Source organism: Temperatibacter marinus (assembly GCF_031598375.1).
GTDB classification, from domain to species: domain Bacteria; phylum Pseudomonadota; class Alphaproteobacteria; order Sphingomonadales; family Kordiimonadaceae; genus Temperatibacter; species Temperatibacter marinus.
Map to the genome: position 1 here is coordinate 2517518 of NZ_CP123872.1, position 20440 is coordinate 2537957.

A 20440-nucleotide genomic window follows, 5' to 3' on the forward strand; every position below is an offset into this window, starting at 1 on the left:
GTCACTCCGATCTTATGCTTGGGAAAGGATTACTTTTTAGAAGCAATTAACTCTAATTGTTGTTTGCCTTCTTCAACTTCTGTTTGGTCAGTGAGGAAAGTAGGATAGTCACCGGTAAAACAGGCATCACAAAAAGCAGGGCATTTATTATTGCGACCCTCTTTTTGATCAACGGCTCTATAGAGGCCATCAATTGTTAAGAAAGTAAGACTATCAGCTTTGATATATTCGCGCATCGCTTCCACATCGCTCATACGGGCCGCTAATAGTTTATCACGGTCCGGTGTATCAACGCCGTAGAAACAACTGTGGGCAGTAGGAGGAGAAGCAATACACATATGGACTTCTTTAGCACCAGCCTCACGCATTAAATTCACAATTTTCAAAGAGGTTGTGCCTCGAACGATACTATCGTCTACCATGACAACCTTCTTACCTTTGATCATATTTTTATTTGGGTTAAGCTTTAATTTCACCCCAAGGTGTCTAATTTGATCGCTCGGTTCAATGAATGTTCGCCCAACATAGTGATTTCGAATGATTCCAAGTTCAAAGGGAACGTTAGCCTCTTGAGCATAGCCAATAGCCGCAGGGGTCCCACTGTCTGGTACTGGAATGACGACATCACATTCTATCCCAGATTCGCGCGCCAGTTCAGCACCAATCCTTTTTCTAACTTCATACACATTCATGCCGTCAACATTACTATCAGGACGGGCAAAATAGACATGTTCAAAGATACAAGGGCGAGAGCTTGCTTCGGGGAAAGGTTTATCGCTTCTCAAGCCCTCTTTGGTAATAGTTACGACTTCACCTGGCTCGATATCGCGGATATACTCTGCTCCGATAATATCCAAAGCACAGGTCTCTGAACAAAGTATATAGGCATCGTCTAATCGTCCTAGGACCAACGGCCTTACTCCCAGTGGATCTCTTACACCAATCATACCGTCTTTTGTCAGTGATACAAAAGAGTAGGCGCCTTCAATTTGACGAAGAGCATCAACAAAGCGATCCATAAGCGTTCTATAATGACTTGTGGCGATTAAATGAATAATGACTTCAGTGTCAGAGGTTGACTGAAAGATTGATCCGCGCCTGATGAGAGCACGTTTAAGGTGAGCCGCATTGGTAAGGTTTCCATTATGAGCAACAGCAAAGCCCCCTGATGCAAATTCTGCAAAGAGAGGTTGGCAGTTTCTGAGGACAGTGTCACCCGTTGTAGAATAGCGGACATGGCCGATGGCACAATCCCCAGGGAGGCTACCAATGGTTTCTTGATCAGTAAAATTATCAGAGACCAAGCCTAAGATGCGGCGTGTATGGAATTCAACATTATCGTAGGTGGTGATTCCTGCGGCTTCTTGTCCTCTATGCTGTAAAGCGTGTAATCCAAGGGCTGTGTGAGCTGAGGCGTCTGACGACCCAAAAATTCCAAAAACACCACATTCTTCACGAAGTTTATCATCGTCAAAGGGGTTAGTAGACAGCATCTCTAGCGACATATTTTTCTACCCTATATATCAATCTGATGTCTGTGCATCAGATAACTGGAACCATGGGGGCACGTATAGCCATTATTTGATTTTTTGACTAGCGTAAAATGATACAAAACCGTCAAAAATTACTTCAAAACAAGTATCCTATTGATCTTTCTTCTTTTTCTCAGCTTCTTTTGTTGCTTCTTCTACAAGCTCTTCCATCGATTTTCTGGCCTGTTCTTTATATTTTGCCGCCTCTTTCTCTAATTTTTCATTCAAATAGCTGGAAGGGACACTATCTTTGACTTTTTGCAGATACTCGCTGCCAGTCTGTTTAGTATCTTTACCAAGAATATCATCTACAAAACCCTCAACCATATTAGCGCTCCATGCAATGAGTGGTTTAGTTTGAGAGTTGCTCATCCAAGCTGGTTGATCTGTACCTGGATAGAATTTTGAGAAGGCAAGATACATAATTGAAACAACAACAATCCCTCTTAGAAGGCCAAATAAAGCACCAAGGGATCGATCCAGAAATCCGAGTGGGCCTGACTTAATCATATTTCCAATGAATTCAGCAAGTTGCTTCAAAATAAATAGAGAAAGGAAGAAAAGGACTACCAAAGTTATTAGATCGGCTAATTCATCTGGTTGAATATATTGTTTAGCGAAATCACTCGTGAGAGCAAAGCCGAAAACAGTCACAAAAAGTGCCCCGGCCCAAGCAGCAAAACTTAAGGCAACTGTTGTGAAGCCACGGCTAAAAGCCATAACGAGTGATAAGCCGATGATGACTAAAACACCAATATCGAATGCAGTTAATGCTTGAATGTCCATGCCCAAATTTCCCCTGTTAGGTTGCCCAGTCTTAGTCTATCAGCTTGGCATAAATCGGTCTACAATTTCTGCAAGGCGACTAACAATGTCTTGTGTTATATTTTGTTTTCCCGTTTTTCTTGCTTTAGGCATCAATGCTCTTACAAAACCCAATTTTTCAGCTTCCTTCAGTCTCGCGTCTGCTTGGGACACGGCTCTGACGTCCCCAGAAAGGCTTACTTCTCCGAAAACGACGGTTTCTGGGGGAAGGGGCACTTCTGCCAGTGAACTGATCAGGGCAGTAGCAACCGCTAGATCTGCAGCAGGTTCTGTCACCCGCAAGCCACCGGCAACATTCAAATAAACATCACAATTGGAGAGACCGAGACCAGCGCGTGCATCAAGGACAGCAAGAATCATTGAAAGCCGACTGCTGTCCCATCCAACGACAGCACGCCGAGGGTTTGCAGCAGAAGATTGGCTGACGAGAGCTTGGATTTCAACCAAGACAGGACGGCTACCTTCAATCCCTGCGAAAACACAGCTCCCTGGTTCGCGTTCATTTCGATCCGCTAAGAAAAGGGCAGAAGGATTTTTCACTTCTGATAACCCCAGACCAGTCATTTCAAAAACGCCGATTTCATCAGTGCCACCGAAACGATTTTTCACGGCACGCAATATTCTGAACTGATGTCCTCGGTCCCCCTCAAAATATAGCACTGTATCAACCATATGTTCTAGAACTCGAGGCCCTGCGATTTGGCCATCTTTCGTAACATGACCTACAATGAAGACTGCACTGCCAGAACGTTTTGCAAAAGAAATGAGTTCATGGGAACATAAACGAACTTGCGTCACTGTGCCTGGTGCACTTTCGACGCTATCGCCAAAAATTGTCTGAATAGAATCGATCACCACAGCAGCAGGTGCAGGCCCTTCATTTAGTGTGGTGAGAATATCTCGAAGATTTGTTTCGGCCCCTAATTTCATAGGGCTATCGGCTAGACCTAATCTTTGTGCTCGCATTTGAATTTGCGCGGTTGCTTCCTCTCCAGAAATATAAATAACATCTTCACCGCGAGAGGCCAAAGAGGCCATGGCTTGTAGGAGAAGAGTTGACTTTCCGATGCCGGGATCACCACCAATTAAGGTTGCGCTGCCCTTTACTATACCCCCACCCAGTGCACGATCAAACTCGCCAATTCCAGTGGACAATCGAGCCTGTTCCTCGTGAGGACTGTTCAAAGAAACAAGTTCTACCTTACGACCTTTTTTCCCACTCAGGCCTTTGGGCGTACCCGAGACAACGCCTGCTGTTTCTTCGATGGTATTCCACTCATTGCAACTGTCGCATTTTCCTTGCCATTTTCGATAAACGGCACCGCAACTTTGACAGGCAAATTCTTTTTGAGTTTTAGCCATCTTACGCCTTTAGGATTTGCATTTGAATAGGGCCGTCAGCTCGGCCATGGATAAACTGTTCAACATGGGCATTCTCACTTTTATCAATGTGATCTACGGGACCCTTCCAAATAATTTTTCCTTCATACAGCATGGCAATATGATCAGCTATTTTTCGAGCACTGGCCATATCATGAGTAATAGTAAGCGTTGTAGCCCCTAAGTCTTTCACGCATTCTACAATTAATTCATTAATGACATCAGCCATAATGGGATCGAGGCCAGTCGTCGGTTCATCAAAAAAGATAATTTCAGGGTCCGTTGCTATTGCCCGTGCCAGCCCAACTCGTTTTTGCATGCCCCCTGATAATTCATCAGGACGAAGGAAGGCGACATCCGGTTTTAAACCGACGCGTCTTAGCTTCTCAATGGCGATTTCCTGTGCGACATGCTTAGCCATTCCTTTGGCTTCAATAAGGGCAAAAGCCACATTTTCCCAGACGGTTAAACTATCAAAGAGCGCAGCCCCTTGAAAGAGCATGCCAAATTTAGAAAGTAGGGTTTGTCGATTTGAAGGTTTTAAATGTGTAACATTCTCTCCGCCCACAAAAATCTGCCCTTTATCTGGCGTAATAAGACCCATAATAGATTTTAACGTGACTGATTTCCCCGTTCCTGAGCCACCAATAATGACTAAGGATTCGCCTTTGTTTACCGATAAATTTACACCGTCTAATACCACTTTGGGGCCAAATGATTTATGAACATTTTTGAGTTCTATCATCGTAGTATTGCTCATTAGCTCGCCCCCCCGAATACAATCACTGTTATGATCAAATTCGCTAATAGAATTGCAATGAAGGCAGAGACTACTGCATTTGTTGTTGCTTTACCGACCCCCGCTGCGCCGCCAGAGGAATTATACCCATGATAAGATCCCATAAGGGCGATAATAAACCCAAAGACTGCCGCTTTGACCATCGAGCTAATCACATCCGCTTGTTGAAGAAAGTCAGCTGTTACAGATAGATAAGTCCCACTTGCCAGGCCCAATCGCTCTGTGCCAATGATAAAGCCACCCAGCACACCAATGATATTTGCGACGAGGACAAGAATTGGTAAAGTTATAATGCTGGCAATTAGTCTTGGCACTATTAAATATTTAAAAGGATCTGTCGATAGTGTGACCAGCGCATCGATTTGTTCCGTCACACGCATGGTACCAAGTTCTGCTGCCATCGCTGATGAAACTCGACCGGCAACCATTAATCCCCCTAGCACGGGCCCTAGCTCTCGAACAATTGCGATCACAACAACCCCGGGCACCACGCTTTCAGCATTAAATCGACTGCCCCCAACAAAAATTTGCTGAGCAAGAGCGGCGCCAGTAAAAAGAGCAGTCAGGCCTACAACGGGTAAGCTATTATAGCCTATTAACCACATTTGCTTCGCTATGAGGCGGCCATAAATTGGGGGGCGGATCATATGTGTGATGGCGGTCCATGTAAAAAGAGAAAGACGGCCTATTTCAGCAACAGCAGCCACAATGATGTGCCCAATTGCTTGCAAAAAGTTTGGTTTTTTAAGGAAGTTTAACACGTAAATGTTTCCTATATGTTCTATTTAGAGACTCAACTTAATCTGTCGTGTGAAAAAAATAAAGTGAAATCTTTTCAGGGCAAAAATAAGGCCCGCGAAGCAGGCCAAATCGTTTTTTATAATGTACCGCATCTATTCGTGAATAGGGGCTGCTTCTGCCATAAAGGTTGGCAATTCTTTCCCCATGCCCACGAAAGGTTCTTTTGGCATATCATCTGGAGCCGTCCTCACCTTCCGATTTGGGTTATCAAAATGGGCACTGTTCGGCATCGTTTCACGGCGTTGATTACGTCCATAGCGACCACGGCCATAGCGGCCTCGACCTCTGTTATCACTGCGTGTGTTCTCGTTACGATTATTCTCAGAGCGAGAAGACTCGTTTCTTGAGTGTCGATCACTGCGACCCCGTCGTTGGTGACGTGAGGAGCCAGTGTCTTCCTCAGAGCTATTTTGCTCTGTTTGTTCTGACTTAGAGTGAGAGCGTTTCTTTGAACTGTCTCCAGCAAGAGCATTCAGATCTTCATTTTGATCAAACTTTTTATTGATCAACTTTTCAATGGCATCAACAAGCTTTGCATCGGTTTTATTGGTTGCGGCAAGCGTATAAGCTGTGCCTTCACGCCCAGCCCGTCCTGTACGGCCAATTCTATGAACATAATCTTCAGCATTGATTGGAACATCAAAGTTAAAGACATGACTGACGGCCGCAACATCAAGACCTCGAGCTGCAACATCACTCGCAACAAGAATTTGAATTTCATTCGCCTTAAAACTTTCTAGAACCTTCGTTCGCTCAGATTGTTGCATGTCTCCGTGCAAAGCTTCTGCACTATAGCCATGACGTTTCAAACTATCGGCAACAATTTGAACATCTTTTTTGCGATTACAGAAAATAATGCCATTCTGAAGGTCTTTAGAATATTCAAGTAAGTTTCTAAGTGCAGCTCTCTTTTTACGGCCATCAACTTTCACGAGATGCTGAGTAATAGTCTCGGCTGTAGTATTTTGACGGGCAACCTCAATCTTTTTTGGATCCGAAAGAAATTGTTCTGTCAGTCGTGCTATGGGCGGAGCCATAGTGGCAGAAAAGAAAAGTGTCTGATGATTTTTTGTTATTAATTTGAAGATTTTCTCAATATCAGGAATGAAACCCATGTCCAGCATTCTGTCTGCTTCGTCAATCACGAGGATCTCAATGCCTGTCATCAGAAATTTGCCACGTTCAAAAAGATCAAGCAATCTTCCTGGTGTTGCGATAATCACATCAACGCCTTTATCTAAAAGCTTTTCTTGATCACCAAAATTTACACCGCCCATGATTAAGGCATGATTTAACTTGTGGTTTTTTCCGTAATTATCAAAATTCTCTGCGACTTGAACAGCTAACTCGCGTGTAGGCTCTAGAATTAGGGAGCGCGGCATTCTTGCGCGACTTCTTCCATTTGCTAGGATATCAATCATAGGCAATGTAAAACTTGCCGTCTTTCCTGTGCCTGTTTGTGCGATACCAAGAACATCTCTACCCATAAGAGCGCTTGGAATTGTTTTTGCCTGGATTTCGGTCGGTTTTGTGTAGCCTGCATCTGATACAGCGCTCAGGAGCTCTTCACTTAATCCCAGTACCTCAAAACTCATATTGTTTTGGCCTTTTTATTATTTTGCAAAAATAGTTTCAATTTCGCCGCAGAATAGGCTTAACTAGCGTAAAGTCAATCTTGGAATCATCTAATCGGATGAAAATGAAGAATTATAGAGAAATAAAGGGGTGAACTGATGCTTAAGTGTGACACTTTAGTTTTCGTACCAGGCCTTATGGGCACGCATCTTATGTGGGAAATTCAAGAAGAGGCCCTTAAAGATCATATGAATGTAATTGTCGCCAATACGCGAAAGGATACTTCCATCGCAGATATGGCCACACGCCTTCTGGATACAGTTCAGGGTAATTTCGCTATTTGCGGCTTATCCATGGGGGGGTATGTAGCCCTAGAGGTTCTCGCTCAGGCTTCAGAACGCGTATCACATTATGCTCTTTTAGACACAAATGCTCATGCCGATAGTGAAGAGGCTAAAAGCAAAAGAGAGCAGGGTATTAAACTGTCTGAAGAAGGGAAGTTCGAGGATGTTGTCAATGCGTTCTTACCGACAATCCTTGGCGAGCGTGCCCGTACTGACGATACAATCCTAAAAATGCTTAGAAAACAATGTGATGATACTGGAATGCAAGGCTTTATTAGGCAACAAAAGGCGATTATGGGCAGAAAAAACCATCTTGATTTGCTTGCTGAACATTCACAACCTTCGTTAATTTTATGTGGAAAAGAAGACATGCTTACACCGCCTCACCTTCATTATGAGATGGTTGAAAGATTACCTAATTCAGACTTTCAACTGCTTGGGGACTGCGGTCATATCTCAAGTATGGAGCGCCCGAATGCTGTTTTGAGTGCTTTGATTAATTTAATGCACCGTACATAAGAGGTTTACAGCTCTTGTAACAGGCCTTGCAAAGCGGTCTATTCTCCTCTATTACCGCTGAATTATATTGACTTCTATAGGACTTTCTTCCCATGGCGCATGAAGAGATTATTCAAAATCGACGGACTTTTGCAATTATTGCTCACCCAGATGCAGGTAAGACGACGCTCACAGAAAAGCTCTTACTTTTTGGCGGTGCTATCCAGCAAGCCGGAGAAGTTAAAGCAAAAGGCGAACGCCGTCGGGCACGTTCTGACTGGATGAAAGTTGAACAGGAACGCGGCATTTCTGTTGCCAGTTCTGTCATGACCTTCAACTATGATCAGAAGACTTTTAATCTGCTTGATACACCTGGCCACGAAGATTTCTCTGAAGATACTTATAGAACACTATCTGCTGTTGATAGTTCTGTTATGGTCTTAGACGCCGCAAAGGGGATTGAGACACAAACTCGCAAACTATTTGAAGTTTGTCGAATGCGCGATATGCCAATCATGACATTTGTGAATAAAATGGACCGAGAGGCTCTTGATCCTTTCCATTTAATTGATGAAGTCGAACAAACTCTTGCAATTGACGTTACCCCGGCATCATGGCCGATTGGAATGGGCCGCGACTTTAAAGGGTGTTATGATTTAGTGAATGATCAGTTGGTTTTGTTTGATCGCGGAAAGGGCGATGTGATTCAAGATAGCATAAAGGTCGAAGGCTTAGAGGACCCAAAGCTGGATGAACTCCTGCCTGAACATCTTGTGGAAAAACTTAGAGAAGATGTTGAAATGGTTAGGGAATTATGCCCTCAATTTGATCGACAAGCCTATCTTGAGGGAACAATGACTCCGGTATATTTTGGCTCTGCGGTCAATACTTTTGGAGTTCAAGAACTTCTTGATGGCCTTTCAAAAAGTGCCCCATCCCCTTTACCGGGAAAAGCTGTGGAAAGAAAAGTTGACCCGAATGAGAAAAAAGTAACAGGCTTTGTTTTTAAAATTCAAGCCAATATGGACCCGAAACATCGAGACCGTATGGCCTTCCTCAGAGTGGTTTCTGGCAAGTTTAAAAAAGGTATGAAACTCAAGCATGTCCGCAGTGGGAAGACCATGGCTATTCACAACGCTACTCTTTTCTTGGCTCAAGACCGTGAGATCGCCGAGGAAGCTTTTGCTGGAGATATCATGGGGATACCGAATCATGGTAATTTAAGAATTGGTGATACATTGTCTGAGAGCGAAATCCTGCGCTATACAGGCATCCCTTCTTTTGCCCCAGAAATTCTACAAAAAGTACGCGCTGAAGATCCAATGAAAGCCAAACATTTGGGGCGTGCTCTTGGTCAGTTAGCCGAAGAAGGGGCTGCAAGTGTATTCAAACCCTACCTTGGTTCAGACTGGGTTGTGGGTGTTGTCGGTGCTTTGCAATTTGACGTTTTAGCTGACCGTATTCGCACAGAATATGAAGTGCCTTGTAAATTTGAGGCGACCACACTGATGACGGCTGAATGGATAGAAGGAGAAGCGAGGGAAGTGAAAAAATTCTGTGACCTCAATCGTGCTTCCATTGCAGAAGATCACTCAGGAGCCCCTGTGTACCTTGCAAGAAATAGTTGGCATTTGGATAAAGCTAAAGAAGATTTTCCAAGTCTTAAGTTTTTGAAAACAAAAGAAGAAATATCTTGATGTTAGTTTTGTAGAGCGACTGCAAGGCCTGCGAGCATTAGCAAACTGCCCGTAATTTTATTGGGTAAAGTCGAGGTACTTTCCCGGCTGAATTTTTCTTGTATCTTTCTGGCTGTCACGATGTAGAACCCTTCAACAATAAAGGTAACAAGGACAACGATTGAAATGATGATGGTAATGTCGGTATTGCTCAGGTCTTCCAAATTTACAAAAGTTGGCAGCAAAGCTAAATAAAAGAACATTACTTTTGGGTTTCCAATCGTTACAGCTAAACCTACAAAAAAGCTTTTTAGGAGTTGTCTAGAACCTTCTCTGCTAATTGTCGTATCCTGAGCGTGAGCTTTCCAAGCTTTATATCCTAAGAAAAATAAATAAGCGCCAGCTGCATATTTAGCTAAATAAAAAGAAGATCCTAACGTCTGAGCCAGAAATTCTAAGCCGATCAAAGCAATAGTTAAATAGACCAGATCACCTAGTGTAATACCCACGAGAACGGCAAAAGCTGCGGGCATACCCTTGTTTAGGGATGTTGCAATGATCGTGAAAAATCCAGGGCCAGGTGTTGCACATAGGATTGTCATTGCAATTGTGAAAGCAATTAACGCTTCTATACTCATAATTTTACTCGTTATCTTAAATACGATAGGTTATTCATTCTTGGGTTCGGGTGATACCGGAAATTATAGCGCTAAGCAAGGAGGGAAGCATGACTGAGACAGGTAAAGTAACTGGAATTGGTGGGTTATTCTTTAAAACGGATGATGTTGACGGCACAAAAGAATGGTATCGTCGTGTACTTGGTATTCAGGAAGACCAGCCGGGATATGGTATCTTATTCCCGTATGATCAAGATAAAGATGGCCTAAAAGCCTATAGCGTCTTCAGTTTGTTTAAATCAGACACTGACTATCTGAAACCTGGTACACAAGAGTTTATGTTAAATTTCCGCGTTAGCAATCTTGAAAATCTCATAGAAAAAATTAAAGCCCAGAATGTAGATGTAGAAGGTCCCGTGGCTGAAGAAGGCTGCGGAAAATTTGCCTGGATCGTAGATCCGAATGGCATAAAACTTGAACTCTGGGAACAATAAATCTGGGACCTTGAAATGATTAAGAAGAGTTTGTTTGCTTGTATTGTCCTCATCGTTATATTCATTTTTTATCCGTCTCCTATTGAGCCAGCTTCGTGGAAAGCACCTGTGGATCAAGGTCTTACGGGTGAGTTTAGCCCGAATAATAAATTGCAGTCTAGTATAGTCATTCCCTTGCCTTTCGGCGAAGGCCCGGAAGACTTAGCATTGGATCGGGAAGGAAGGATCTACGGGGGACTACAAGACGGGCGTATAGTCAGAACGACATCTTCAGACGATTATACGATTGAAGAATTTGTCATACTGGAAGGCGGGCGCCCACTGGGCCTTCATTTTGATTCTAAGGGCCATTTAATTGTCGCAGATGCCTTTCTAGGTTTGTTAAGTATATCTCCTACAAAAGAAATCACGGTTCTCAGCACTTCTGCCGGCGGCCTTCCTTATAAATTTGTTGATGATCTAGACATAGATTCAAAGGGGATGATCTATTTTTCGGATGCCAGTTATAAATATGATCAACATGAATATAAACTGGATTTGCTGGAAATGAAGCCAAATGGTCGATTAATTGCGTATAATCCAAAAACATCAACGGCTCATGTTTTAAAGGATAATCTATATTTTGCTAATGGTATTGCCTTGAGCCAAAATGAAGATTTTGTTTTGGTGAATGAAACTTGGCAATATAGAATTACACGGGTATGGCTAAAAGGTGAGAAGGCTGGGCAAAGTGATGTTTTCATCGATAATTTACCAGGCTTTAATGACGGAATTAGCAGCAATCGGCAGGGAACATTTTGGCTTGCTCTAGCATCGGCTAGAAAAGAAAATGTAGATGCCATGCAGGAAAATATCTTTTTGAAAAAGATTATTTCCAAATTACCGAATTTCATGCAACCGAAACCAATTTATCAGGGGATCGTCATTGGATTGAATGAAGAAGGCCAAGTAACCCATAACTATCAAGATTATGACGGAGCAAAGGTTTATATGGTTACTTCCGTTCAACAAGAAGGAAATAAATTACTGTTAGGCAGTCTCGAAGCACCTCAAATGGTCATCTATGAGTTAAACGAGACGAAATAATAGAAATGTTGGGAAGGCGAGCATTTGGGCTCGTCAACCACTCCCAGGTATGATGGGGGCACCGAAAGACCGAACAAGTGTGCCGACCAGCATGTTCCACCCATCCACTAATACAAAAAAGATAATTTTAAAGGGCAGGGCGATCATGATGGGGGGGAGCATCATCATACCCATAGACATAAGTATGGATGCCACGACCATATCAATCACAATGAAGGGGATGTAGAGCAAAAAGCCAATCTCAAATGCACGCCTAACTTCACTAATCATAAAGGCGGGGACTAAGGTTGTAATGTCAATATCCATCGCATTTTCAGGCGATTCTTGTCCGCGTAGATCTAAAAATAGAATAATGTCTTTATCTCTGACTTGTGCCAGCATGAACTTCTTAAAGGGCACTTGAATGCGATTATAGGCTTCGTCTTCTTCAATTTGTTCATTAATCATGGGATTGATTGCTGTTTCCCATGCTTCATCAAAAGTTGGCTGCATCACGAAGAATGTTAAAAATAAAGCGAGAGAGACCATAACCATGTTTGGCGGTGTTTGCTGCACCCCCATCGCACTTCTTAACAAGGAAAAGACGATTACAAACCGCGTAAAACTGGTCATCATGATAAGGATAGATGGCGCGAGTGAAAGAACAGTCATCAACATAAGAAGCTGGACAACTCTACCGCTAACAGTTTCCCCGTCCCCCATACTCAAAGTCAATTCCTGCGCGGCTACAGGTGCCGCCATAAGCATGACAATTGGAAAAGCAAGAGCACTCACGATGATGAGCGATTTCTTGAAATATTTATGGGCGAAAAGAGTTCGTATCATAAGGAGCTAATTCTTTTGATCAGATTTATAGTCAAGGCCACTATCTGTTAGTTCTTGCTGAAAATCAAGTGAGGACTTCTCTGGAGTGACGTCACAATCCACGCCGATTAACGAACATCCGTTAGCGCCAGAACTTATGAGATATCGCTTATTATACCACTCCACCACATGCAGCCGATTACGGCCATCAATAAATTTTGTCTCTTTGATGACAATAGTGGCTTCCTTACTCCCTAATTGGCCAGTCATTAAACCAGACCTCTTGAGGAGCCAAGCAAGAAGATACATGACTATCAGAATGACTATAAGGCCTGTTAGGGCAAATAAAATATCAGTTTCCATTTCTTATATATCTCTATTTTTCTTTTCTGCTTCTTTGCGCTTAAGTGCATTTGCTTGATAGACATATTCCAAAATTCTTGAAACAGGAATTAATGCCTCAAGTGGGATTGGACTATTCACATCATAGACATCAAGGATATCCGTTAAAGCTTTGTCTTGTCTTACTTTTACATCTTTATCAAAAGCAATATCGAGAATACGCTCCGCCAAAAATCCACGGCCTTTGGCTACAATATCAGGCCGCATAGTGTCACGGTCACTGTCTTTTAATGCAACGGCTTTGCGCTTTAAAATATCTTCTTTTGTATGATAATTTTTTTCTGTCATGAATAAATAATGACGAGATTTGGGCATCAATGCAAGGGAAACTAGGGACATTTTTAAGAACTGTTAAATTATGGTAACACTTTATAAAGATTATTGAATTATAGTCACCATAAGAAAATCTACCTTGTTTTATAGAGGCTGTAAGTGTAGTGTTTCTCTAAGGCACAAGTGATTGTGTTTGTTTTTCGCTTAGAATTTGCGTATGACTGTTCGACAAAATGTTGACCAATTCTGTAATTTTTGGCTGTATTCTGCCAATGGAGATGATGGTTCATGGTTGATTATTCTACCTTGCCTATGCTGACAGCATTAAAAGATAAAATGCGGTGGTTAAACGCCAATCAGAGAGTGATATCTGAAAATATTGCTCACGCAGATACACCAGGTTATAGAGCGAAAGAAATAGCAGAGCAGGACTTTTCTGGATTGGTAGACAGTTTGTCTGGCAATAAAACGGCTTCAGCCTCTAGTTTTAAGCTTGCAGGGTCAGACCCCGGTCATATTGGACAAAGAGCCCAATCGAATGGTTCTTATGTTGTGAATGAGCAAAAGGGTAACGAAGAAAGTCCAACGGGTAATAGCGTTGTTCTTGAGGAAGAAATGATTAAGTTGGCAGACAATCAAATGCAATATGGTATGGCATCTCGATTATACAAGAAAAATGTTGCGCTGATTAAGGCTGCTTTAGGTAAATCTGGAAGATAGAGGAATAGTCAGATGGATTTAATGAAATCAATGTTAATTTCAGCTGCTGGCATGAGAGCCCAGTCTTCTCGTATGCGGGTTATTTCTGAAAATATAGCCAACCAAAATTCTACCGCAACAACACCAGGCGGTGAACCCTATCGTCGTAAAATCATTAATTTCTCTAACGAACTAAATCGTGAACTTGGTGTTAATCAAGTGATGGCGAATAAGATTTCCTTTGATGATAAAGCTTTTGGTAAAAATTACGATCCGGGCAATCCAGCAGCGGATGCAGAAGGCTATGTCTTAAAATCAAATGTGAATGGGTTGATTGAAATGATGGATATGCGCCAAGCACAGCGCACCTATCAATCTAATTTGAATGCTATTGAAGCCAGTCGCAGGATGGCCTCAATGACTCTTGAACTCTTAAGATAACCTGGGGGTTACTGAATATGTCTATAAAATCTTTAGATGCTGCTACTGCTTATGCACAGGCCCTAAAATCAAATGATAAAATTGGTGGTATCTCAGGCGTGAAAGGGGCGGATCCTTTTGCCACTTCCCAGTCCGACAGTTCTGCTTTTTCTAACCTGATTGAAGATGCCATTGGCGACGTTTCTGATGCAACGAAAGCATCAGAGTTAACAGGGGCTAAAGCCATTGCTAATCAGGCAGATATGGTCGATGTTGTCACCGCAGCGTCGAATGCTGAACTTGTGGTATCCACCATGACGGCTGTTCGAGATAAAGTGATTTCTTCCTATAATGAAATTATTAAAATGCCGATCTAAGGCAGAAGAGGAATTTTAGGATTATGACAGGGGCAGAGGTGATCGAAGTCGGGAGAGACGCCATTCTAACGTTGTTAGCTGTAGCGACGCCCATTGTTGGTGCTGGCCTTGGCATTGGTCTAACGATTGCGCTTTTTCAGTCCGTCACTCAGATCCAAGAGATGACTTTAACATTTGTACCTAAAATTGTTACCATCTTCCTCGTTTTGCTGTTTAGCTTACCTTACATTGGTCGCCAAATGGCCGACCTCTTTCAACGAATAATGGATCGCATTGTTTTAGGCTGAGTGTAAACTCTAGAAATCAATTCACTATGCTTGATGAAAAACTCATACCTGAGATATTCGACTATCTATTAGTTCTCGTAAGAATTTCAGCGCTTGTGATTTTATTTCCAGCCCTTGGGGATCGATCAATTCCTGGGAGAATCCGAGCTTCTCTTGGGGCTGTCATTGCTTTAATCGCCTACTTTCCCCTGAGAGACGTATTGCCTGAGATGCCAACCACCACATGGGGAATTTTTTGGCTTATCCTCAGAGAGTTTCTCATTGGTGCAATGTTAGGAACAATTGTCAGGATCATCTTATCTGCTTCGCATGTGGCCGGAACCATTACATCTTTTATGTCAGGCCTGGGGGCAGCCCAAAGCTTTGATCCAAACCAAGGGGGGCAAAGCGCTATTGTCTCGGCTTTTTTGTCTGTTTCTACCGTCGTCATGATCTTTGTGACTGATGTGCATCATTTGATGATTTTGGGACTGGTCCATAGCTATACTAAACTACCTGTGGGTGTTGAAATTGTAGCGGCTGACTTTGCGTATATGGCGACCAAATATGTTGCTTCAGCATTTAACCTTGGTGTTCAGTTAGCTTCTCCCTTCATACTCTACAGTCTTATTTTTAATACGAGCTTAGGCCTTATTTCAAGACTGATTCCGTCTTTTCAGGTCTTCTTTATTGCAATGCCATTTAACATCTTTATGGGCTGGTTGTTGTACTCAATTTTGTTTGGGAGTATGTTAACAATCTTAATCAAACATATTTCTGATTATTTAGGTGAGATTTTAGGGTAAGCATGGCAGACGAAGATCAGGACTCCAAAACCGAAGAAGCCACGCCCAAAAAGCTTGAGGACGCTAAGAAAAAAGGTCAGGTTCTTCAGTCTCAGGAAATCAAAAATTGGTTTGCCTTTTTAGGCATGGTGGTCATCTTTGTAGGCTGGATTCCTATTTTGGCCTCTGCAGTATTCACAGAGCTAAAATTTCATCTCTCTAATATTGATCTCATTCCCTTTGGAGGGCAAGCCATAACAAATTGGATGATTGATCTCATTCTAGTTCTGGCCTTATATCTTTCTGTGCCCGCAGGCGTTATTATTCTGATGACTTTAATTGCGACAAGAGCACAACATGAATTTATCTTTACTCTAGAGAAGTTAAAGCCCAACTTCAAAAAACTTGATCCAATTCAGGGATCTAAGAAGTTTTTTAGTGCTCAAATTCTAATTGAACTGGTGAAAACAATACTGAAACTGATCTTTGTAAGCACTGTAACTTTTTTGCTCATTTTTCCTCAACGAGACAAATTAGATGAGATGCTTACCACGCCCACAGCCTCGATGATTGAAACAGTCTATTACTTTGTTCTTCAGCTACTTATAGCTATGTTGTTGCTTGTAACCATCATTGCCTTCATCGATTATACCTATCAACGGTATAAGTTTTACAAGGGGTTAATGATGACCAAACAAGAGGTGAAGGATGAGCACAAGCAATCCGACGGAGATCCTCAAGTAAAAGGCCGATTAAGAAAAATTCGTATGGAGCGGGCAATGCAACGTATGATGTCTAGTGTACCAAATGCTGATGTTGTGGTGACAAATCCAACTCATTTTGCTGTGGCCTTAGAATATAAGCATGGACAGATGGATGTCCCAGTTTTGCTTGCAAAAGGTGTTGATAATATTGCGTTTAAAATTAGAGAGGTCGCCGAAGAACACGGGGTTCCAATTATGGAAGATCCGCCGTTAGCTCGATTGCTTTACGCGACAGTCGAAATTGATCAAGAGATACCACCAGAACATTACAAAGCTGTAGCCGGTATTATAAGTCGCATTATTAAACTAGGTAAAACTAGAGTGAATATGGGTCGTACTCCTTAAGGAATTGAATATTTATGTCAGATCTCATGCCAAAAATGAAACTAGCACTGAAGAATGTACATTCCACTCAGGAGCGTGAAGCTGCATCGTATATTTTGAAACCAGCAATTGGGTTGCTTTTAACGGCAGCATTTACGATGATACATTACGGGATATTTAGGGACAGTGCGCAAAGCCTCTTTTTTGTTTTGGTTATGTTTTCCATTGGCACAATTTGGCTTATATTTTCGCTCTTTTTTAAAGGGTATTCAAGACCGCGCCAAACAGCAGAACACTCCTACAGAACTTTATATAACCTAATTGAACCATGCTCAGATCCAATCGTCATTACCGATCTAGATATGACAATTATCGAAAGTAATGACTCGTTTGAGCAAGGCGAATGGTTACAGAATTCAGAATTGCAGACCCTTCCTTTTTTTGAGAAAATGGCTGCTGAGCTTGATCAACTAAAAGAGTCTCACTTTACCAAATTTCACACTAGGGGCACTGAGGTCTTTCTTGTGGGAATGAAGACCTACCAAGATATTAAGATTTGGACGTGGCAACCAGTCACTCAAGCAGGATCCACACTCAGCTCTTATTCAGAAGATGAATTTTTTATGATGAATGCCGTGCACTTTATCGAAGACCAAGGGAGAGTCTTGTACTTAGATAAAGAAGGGCTTGCTGTTTTGGGTTTCAATCTTACAGCGGACGTCTTTGACAAGTCAGTGACTTTTAATAAGGAAAAGTCGGAACTTTCTTCCTCTAGTGGGGAGAGAATTCAGGGTGACTATCGTCATTTCACAGTAAAAAATGGATTTTTGAACATCCTCACTTTTGAAGGATTTTCTTTCGTAAAAATTGAACCGCCCGAAAATACAATATTTCATGATGATAATCTAGCCCTGCTCTTTGACACTTCTCCGACTGCCATTGCCTTTTTGAATAGTGATTTAGAAGTCACGGTATTGAATCAAAAATTTAAAGAAGTCTTTCATCGTTTCTGTAAAGAAGATGAGACAACGCCCATACATATTAAACAGTTGATTACTGATGAGACATATCCAAAACTTTATAAATTGATGCAATCTGCTTTCCGCGGTGAAAACCAAAAGAAAAGGCGATATGCAGATGTCGTTTTCAATGGCGGAGATCAATTGCAGGGCCAAGTCCATATCATCCCCTTACTCACAAAGCATAATACAATAAATCTCGTTTTGTATTTTTATGATAAATCACAAGAGAGAAATCTTGAAATTCAATTTGTTCAAGCACAAAAAATGCAGGCAGTCGGTCAGTTGGCAGGGGGTGTGGCTCATGATTTTAACAACCTGCTAACAGCAATTATTGGCTTTTGTGATCTCTTGTTGACGCGCCACGTCCCGGGAGACCAATCATTTGCAGACATTAATCAAATTAAACAAAATGCCAATAGAGCCGCAAATTTAGTACGACAATTGCTCGCGTTTTCCCGCCAGCAAACCTTAAGACCAAAGGTTCTCAATATTGCAGATGTTCTTACCGAGGTATCACATTTGATCCGCCGCCTAATCGGGGAGACTATTGATTTTCAGTTAAATCTTTCTCGAGATTTACCTGAGGTGAGAGCCGATCAAGGGCAATTAGAGCAAGTGATGATTAATCTAGCTGTTAATGCCCGTGACGCAATGAATAATAATGGTACATTGATTTTATCGACACGAATGGCCTCAGAGAAAGATAAATCCATTGACCGGTTATTAAGGGACGATTCACGGGATTTTATTGTCATTGAAGTCGAGGATACAGGATCAGGTATTTCTGAAGAGGTTCAAGAAAAAATGTTTGATCCTTTCTTTACAACTAAAGGAGTTGGAGAAGGGACTGGGCTTGGATTATCAACAGTGTACGGCATTGTAAAACAAACAGATGGCTATATCTTTGTAGATAGTAAGCTGGGGTCTGGGACGACGTTTAAAATCTACCTTCCACTTTACGAGCCATCACTTTCAAAAACAGACCTTAATGAAAATACCGTGGTGGCTCAAGTTTCCAAAGCAAAGGACTTAACCGGGCAGGGGACCATCCTTCTTGTTGAAGATGAAGTACCAGTGCGCATGTTTGCAACACGGGCCTTATCCAATAAGGGCTATGTCGTGCTTGAGGCCGGTACAGGGGAGGAAGCTTTAGAAATCTTAAAGACGTCAGACAAGGATATTGATCTTCTTGTGACGGATGTCATCATGCCAAATATGGACGGCCCCACACTGTATAAAGAATCGAGGAAGCTCTTTCCAAAACTTCCAGTCATCTTTATTTCGGGTTATGCAGAGGATGTCTTTAGAGGAGATCTTGAAGGGGATGATTTTGAGTTCCTCGCCAAGCCATTTTCGCTTGTAGAGCTTGCTGAGAAAGTTAAAAATACTATAAAGTAATATATATTTCAATTAGTTACACATGAATTAGAACAAAATGAGAATTCTCTCTTGCAATGAGAACAAATATAGTACATAAACTAAGCATTGATTGATTGTATAGCCTATGGAATAAGGGGACGAACAATGGCAATGCCAGAATTACAACTCGTTAAGGGGACATCCGTGGATAAGTCTAAAGCACTTGATGCAGCGCTCGGTCAGATTGATCGTGCCTTTGGTAAAGGCTCAGTAATGAAACTGGGCCAAAAGAGCGCGAATGTTGAAATTGAATCTATTTCAACAGGCTCTCTCAATCTAGATATTGCAATGGGTATTGGGGGTTTTCCCAAAGGCCGTATTATAGAAGTTTATGGACCGGAAAGTTCTGGTAAAACGACTTTAGCTCTTCATGCAGTTGCTGAATGTCAAAAGGCAGGGGGTGTTGCGGCTTTTGTTGATGCTGAACATGCACTTGATCCAGTTTATGCGAGGAAGCTTGGTGTTGATATTAATGAGCTTTTAGTCTCTCAACCGGATACGGGAGAGCAGGCTCTTGAGATTACAGATACATTGGTTCGGTCCGGTGCTATTGATATTTTGGTTGTGGATAGTGTTGCAGCGCTCACACCGCGGGCAGAATTGGAAGGAGAAATGGGAGACACCCATGTGGGACTGCAAGCGCGTCTTATGTCTCAGGCTCTTAGAAAGTTAACGGGCTCCATATCAAAATCGAACTGTATTGTGATTTTCATCAACCAAATTCGCATGAAAATTGGGGTCATGTATGGATCGCCAGAAACCACTACAGGCGGTAATGCTCTTAAATTTTATGCTTCTGTTCGCTTGGATATTCGCCGTACAGGTCAGTTGAAAGATAAAGACGATATTGTTGGGAATGCAACACGAGTAAAGGTGGTCAAAAATAAAGTGGCGCCTCCGTTCAAACAAGTTGAATTTGATATAATGTACGGGGAAGGTATTTCCAAGACAGGTGAAATTCTGGACCTGGGCGTGAAAGCTGGTGTGGTCGAAAAGTCTGGGAGTTGGTACAGCTATGATAGTCAACGAATTGGACAGGGCCGCGAGAATGCTAAAAGATTTCTTAAGGAAAACAGTGAAATCTCAGCGACCATTGAAGGTGAAATCCGTAAAAATGCGGGGTTGGTAAATGAAGCCATGTTAATGGATCCTTCTACGGCTAAAGAAGATTAGTTGCTTTCTTTTTGTATAATATTTCTTTTGAAAACGCCCTGTCCTTGGATTGGGCGTTTTTTTATAGGAAATAAAGTTAATCTGT

The 20440-nt window shown here is 42.1% G+C and carries 22 protein-coding genes; 12 read left to right on the forward strand and 10 right to left on the reverse strand.

Annotation, left to right across the window (positions count from 1 at the left end):
* Window positions 1-29 precede the first annotated feature (29 nt).
* From purF to QGN29_RS11295, 6 genes are all read right to left on the reverse strand, one after another.
* Window positions 30-1493, reverse strand: a complete 1464-nt coding sequence (purF, locus tag QGN29_RS11270) for an amidophosphoribosyltransferase (protein ID WP_375164705.1) — start codon at window positions 1491-1493, stop codon at window positions 30-32.
* Between the two features lie 150 nt (window positions 1494-1643).
* Window positions 1644-2318, reverse strand: coding sequence for a CvpA family protein (locus tag QGN29_RS11275; protein ID WP_310797965.1), 675 nt, complete (start codon window positions 2316-2318; stop codon window positions 1644-1646).
* A 39-nt stretch (window positions 2319-2357) separates the two neighbouring features.
* Complete coding sequence (radA, locus tag QGN29_RS11280) at window positions 2358-3719, reverse strand: DNA repair protein RadA (RefSeq protein WP_310797966.1); 1362 nt, start codon at window positions 3717-3719, stop codon at window positions 2358-2360.
* Between the two features lies 1 nt (window position 3720).
* Complete coding sequence (locus tag QGN29_RS11285; RefSeq protein ID WP_310797967.1) at window positions 3721-4497, reverse strand: ABC transporter ATP-binding protein; 777 nt, start codon at window positions 4495-4497, stop codon at window positions 3721-3723.
* Window positions 4497-5297, reverse strand: a complete 801-nt coding sequence (locus QGN29_RS11290; protein ID WP_310797968.1) for an MlaE family ABC transporter permease — start codon at window positions 5295-5297, stop codon at window positions 4497-4499. The genes QGN29_RS11285 and QGN29_RS11290 overlap by 1 nt, the downstream gene beginning before the upstream one ends.
* 132 nt (window positions 5298-5429) lie before the next feature.
* Complete coding sequence (locus tag QGN29_RS11295) at window positions 5430-6932, reverse strand: DEAD/DEAH box helicase (protein WP_310797969.1); 1503 nt, start codon at window positions 6930-6932, stop codon at window positions 5430-5432.
* Window positions 6933-7070: 138 nt separating this feature from the next.
* Here QGN29_RS11295 and QGN29_RS11300 point away from each other — a divergent pair, with 138 nt between their 5' ends.
* Window positions 7071-7775: an alpha/beta fold hydrolase gene (locus QGN29_RS11300; protein ID WP_310797970.1), complete on the forward strand. Its 705-nt coding sequence runs from the start codon at window positions 7071-7073 to the stop codon at window positions 7773-7775.
* A gap of 92 nt (window positions 7776-7867) precedes the next feature.
* On the forward strand, window positions 7868-9451 hold the full coding sequence (locus QGN29_RS11305) for a peptide chain release factor 3 (RefSeq protein WP_310797971.1): 1584 nt from the start codon (window positions 7868-7870) through the stop codon (window positions 9449-9451).
* 2 nt (window positions 9452-9453) lie between these two features.
* On the opposite strand, the gene QGN29_RS11310 is transcribed toward QGN29_RS11305, so the two are convergent.
* Window positions 9454-10068 carry a LysE family translocator gene (locus tag QGN29_RS11310; RefSeq protein WP_310797972.1) on the reverse strand — a complete coding sequence of 205 codons (615 nt, stop codon included), beginning with the start codon at window positions 10066-10068 and terminating at the stop codon, window positions 9454-9456.
* An 89-nt stretch (window positions 10069-10157) separates the two neighbouring features.
* On the opposite strand from QGN29_RS11310, the gene QGN29_RS11315 reads away from it, so the two are divergent.
* The gene (locus QGN29_RS11315) at window positions 10158-10541 is read left to right on the forward strand and encodes a VOC family protein (protein WP_310797973.1); all 384 of its coding nucleotides are present in this window, start codon (window positions 10158-10160) and stop codon (window positions 10539-10541) included.
* A 15-nt stretch (window positions 10542-10556) separates the two neighbouring features.
* Window positions 10557-11627, forward strand: coding sequence for an SMP-30/gluconolactonase/LRE family protein (locus tag QGN29_RS11320; RefSeq protein WP_310797974.1), 1071 nt, complete (start codon window positions 10557-10559; stop codon window positions 11625-11627).
* Between the two features lie 33 nt (window positions 11628-11660).
* Here the strand turns inward: QGN29_RS11320 and fliP are convergent, their stop codons facing one another.
* Genes fliP through QGN29_RS11335 form a run of 3 tightly spaced genes read right to left on the reverse strand, consistent with a single transcriptional unit; the run spans window position 11661 to window position 13172 of the window.
* Window positions 11661-12452 carry a flagellar type III secretion system pore protein FliP gene (fliP, locus tag QGN29_RS11325; protein ID WP_310797975.1) on the reverse strand — a complete coding sequence of 264 codons (792 nt, stop codon included), beginning with the start codon at window positions 12450-12452 and terminating at the stop codon, window positions 11661-11663.
* Window positions 12453-12458: 6 nt separating this feature from the next.
* The gene (locus tag QGN29_RS11330; RefSeq protein WP_310797976.1) at window positions 12459-12794 is read right to left on the reverse strand and encodes a flagellar biosynthetic protein FliO; all 336 of its coding nucleotides are present in this window, start codon (window positions 12792-12794) and stop codon (window positions 12459-12461) included.
* A 3-nt stretch (window positions 12795-12797) separates the two neighbouring features.
* Window positions 12798-13172, reverse strand: a complete 375-nt coding sequence (locus QGN29_RS11335) for an EscU/YscU/HrcU family type III secretion system export apparatus switch protein (protein WP_310797977.1) — start codon at window positions 13170-13172, stop codon at window positions 12798-12800.
* Window positions 13173-13394: 222 nt separating this feature from the next.
* On the opposite strand from QGN29_RS11335, the gene flgB reads away from it, so the two are divergent.
* The 8 genes from flgB (at window position 13395) to recA (ending at window position 20355) form a co-directional block, all read left to right on the forward strand.
* A complete protein-coding gene (gene flgB, locus QGN29_RS11340; RefSeq protein ID WP_310797978.1) occupies window positions 13395-13826 on the forward strand; it encodes a flagellar basal body rod protein FlgB in 432 nt (143 codons plus the stop codon).
* A 12-nt stretch (window positions 13827-13838) separates the two neighbouring features.
* On the forward strand, window positions 13839-14246 hold the full coding sequence (gene flgC, locus QGN29_RS11345; protein ID WP_310797979.1) for a flagellar basal body rod protein FlgC: 408 nt from the start codon (window positions 13839-13841) through the stop codon (window positions 14244-14246).
* A 17-nt stretch (window positions 14247-14263) separates the two neighbouring features.
* Window positions 14264-14602, forward strand: coding sequence for a flagellar hook-basal body complex protein FliE (gene fliE / locus QGN29_RS11350; protein WP_310797980.1), 339 nt, complete (start codon window positions 14264-14266; stop codon window positions 14600-14602).
* Between the two features lie 23 nt (window positions 14603-14625).
* Window positions 14626-14889 carry a flagellar biosynthesis protein FliQ gene (gene fliQ, locus QGN29_RS11355; protein WP_310797981.1) on the forward strand — a complete coding sequence of 88 codons (264 nt, stop codon included), beginning with the start codon at window positions 14626-14628 and terminating at the stop codon, window positions 14887-14889.
* A gap of 26 nt (window positions 14890-14915) precedes the next feature.
* On the forward strand, window positions 14916-15674 hold the full coding sequence (gene fliR, locus QGN29_RS11360; protein WP_310797982.1) for a flagellar biosynthetic protein FliR: 759 nt from the start codon (window positions 14916-14918) through the stop codon (window positions 15672-15674).
* A 2-nt stretch (window positions 15675-15676) separates the two neighbouring features.
* On the forward strand, window positions 15677-16762 hold the full coding sequence (gene flhB / locus QGN29_RS11365) for a flagellar biosynthesis protein FlhB (RefSeq protein WP_310797983.1): 1086 nt from the start codon (window positions 15677-15679) through the stop codon (window positions 16760-16762).
* Window positions 16763-16776: 14 nt separating this feature from the next.
* On the forward strand, window positions 16777-19161 hold the full coding sequence (locus QGN29_RS11370; protein WP_310797984.1) for an ATP-binding protein: 2385 nt from the start codon (window positions 16777-16779) through the stop codon (window positions 19159-19161).
* Window positions 19162-19287: 126 nt separating this feature from the next.
* Entirely contained in the window at window positions 19288-20355 is a 1068-nt protein-coding gene (gene recA, locus QGN29_RS11375) for a recombinase RecA (protein ID WP_310797985.1), read from the forward strand.
* The last annotated feature ends 85 nt before the right edge of the window (window positions 20356-20440 follow it).

What these genes read in the sequence shown, in the direction of transcription:
- QGN29_RS11310 (WP_310797972.1), bottom strand. Translation starts at nt 10,068, where the DNA reads ATGAGTATAGAAGCGTTAATTGCTTTCACAATTGCAATGACAATCCTA.
- radA (WP_310797966.1), bottom strand. Translation starts at nt 3,719, where the DNA reads ATGGCTAAAACTCAAAAAGAATTTGCCTGTCAAAGTTGCGGTGCCGTT.
- QGN29_RS11285 (WP_310797967.1), bottom strand. Translation starts at nt 4,497, where the DNA reads ATGAGCAATACTACGATGATAGAACTCAAAAATGTTCATAAATCATTT.
- QGN29_RS11335 (WP_310797977.1), bottom strand. Translation starts at nt 13,172, where the DNA reads ATGTCCCTAGTTTCCCTTGCATTGATGCCCAAATCTCGTCATTATTTA.
- QGN29_RS11275 (WP_310797965.1), bottom strand. Translation starts at nt 2,318, where the DNA reads ATGGACATTCAAGCATTAACTGCATTCGATATTGGTGTTTTAGTCATC.
- flhB (WP_310797983.1), top strand. Translation starts at nt 15,677, where the DNA reads ATGGCAGACGAAGATCAGGACTCCAAAACCGAAGAAGCCACGCCCAAA.
- QGN29_RS11300 (WP_310797970.1), top strand. Translation starts at nt 7,071, where the DNA reads ATGCTTAAGTGTGACACTTTAGTTTTCGTACCAGGCCTTATGGGCACG.
- flgB (WP_310797978.1), top strand. Translation starts at nt 13,395, where the DNA reads ATGGTTGATTATTCTACCTTGCCTATGCTGACAGCATTAAAAGATAAA.
- fliP (WP_310797975.1), bottom strand. Translation starts at nt 12,452, where the DNA reads ATGATACGAACTCTTTTCGCCCATAAATATTTCAAGAAATCGCTCATC.
- fliE (WP_310797980.1), top strand. Translation starts at nt 14,264, where the DNA reads ATGTCTATAAAATCTTTAGATGCTGCTACTGCTTATGCACAGGCCCTA.
- flgC (WP_310797979.1), top strand. Translation starts at nt 13,839, where the DNA reads ATGGATTTAATGAAATCAATGTTAATTTCAGCTGCTGGCATGAGAGCC.
- QGN29_RS11330 (WP_310797976.1), bottom strand. Translation starts at nt 12,794, where the DNA reads ATGGAAACTGATATTTTATTTGCCCTAACAGGCCTTATAGTCATTCTG.
- QGN29_RS11320 (WP_310797974.1), top strand. Translation starts at nt 10,557, where the DNA reads ATGATTAAGAAGAGTTTGTTTGCTTGTATTGTCCTCATCGTTATATTC.
- QGN29_RS11370 (WP_310797984.1), top strand. Translation starts at nt 16,777, where the DNA reads ATGTCAGATCTCATGCCAAAAATGAAACTAGCACTGAAGAATGTACAT.
- QGN29_RS11315 (WP_310797973.1), top strand. Translation starts at nt 10,158, where the DNA reads ATGACTGAGACAGGTAAAGTAACTGGAATTGGTGGGTTATTCTTTAAA.
- fliQ (WP_310797981.1), top strand. Translation starts at nt 14,626, where the DNA reads ATGACAGGGGCAGAGGTGATCGAAGTCGGGAGAGACGCCATTCTAACG.
- purF (WP_375164705.1), bottom strand. Translation starts at nt 1,493, where the DNA reads ATGCTGTCTACTAACCCCTTTGACGATGATAAACTTCGTGAAGAATGT.
- QGN29_RS11305 (WP_310797971.1), top strand. Translation starts at nt 7,868, where the DNA reads ATGGCGCATGAAGAGATTATTCAAAATCGACGGACTTTTGCAATTATT.
- fliR (WP_310797982.1), top strand. Translation starts at nt 14,916, where the DNA reads ATGCTTGATGAAAAACTCATACCTGAGATATTCGACTATCTATTAGTT.
- recA (WP_310797985.1), top strand. Translation starts at nt 19,288, where the DNA reads ATGGCAATGCCAGAATTACAACTCGTTAAGGGGACATCCGTGGATAAG.
- QGN29_RS11295 (WP_310797969.1), bottom strand. Translation starts at nt 6,932, where the DNA reads ATGAGTTTTGAGGTACTGGGATTAAGTGAAGAGCTCCTGAGCGCTGTA.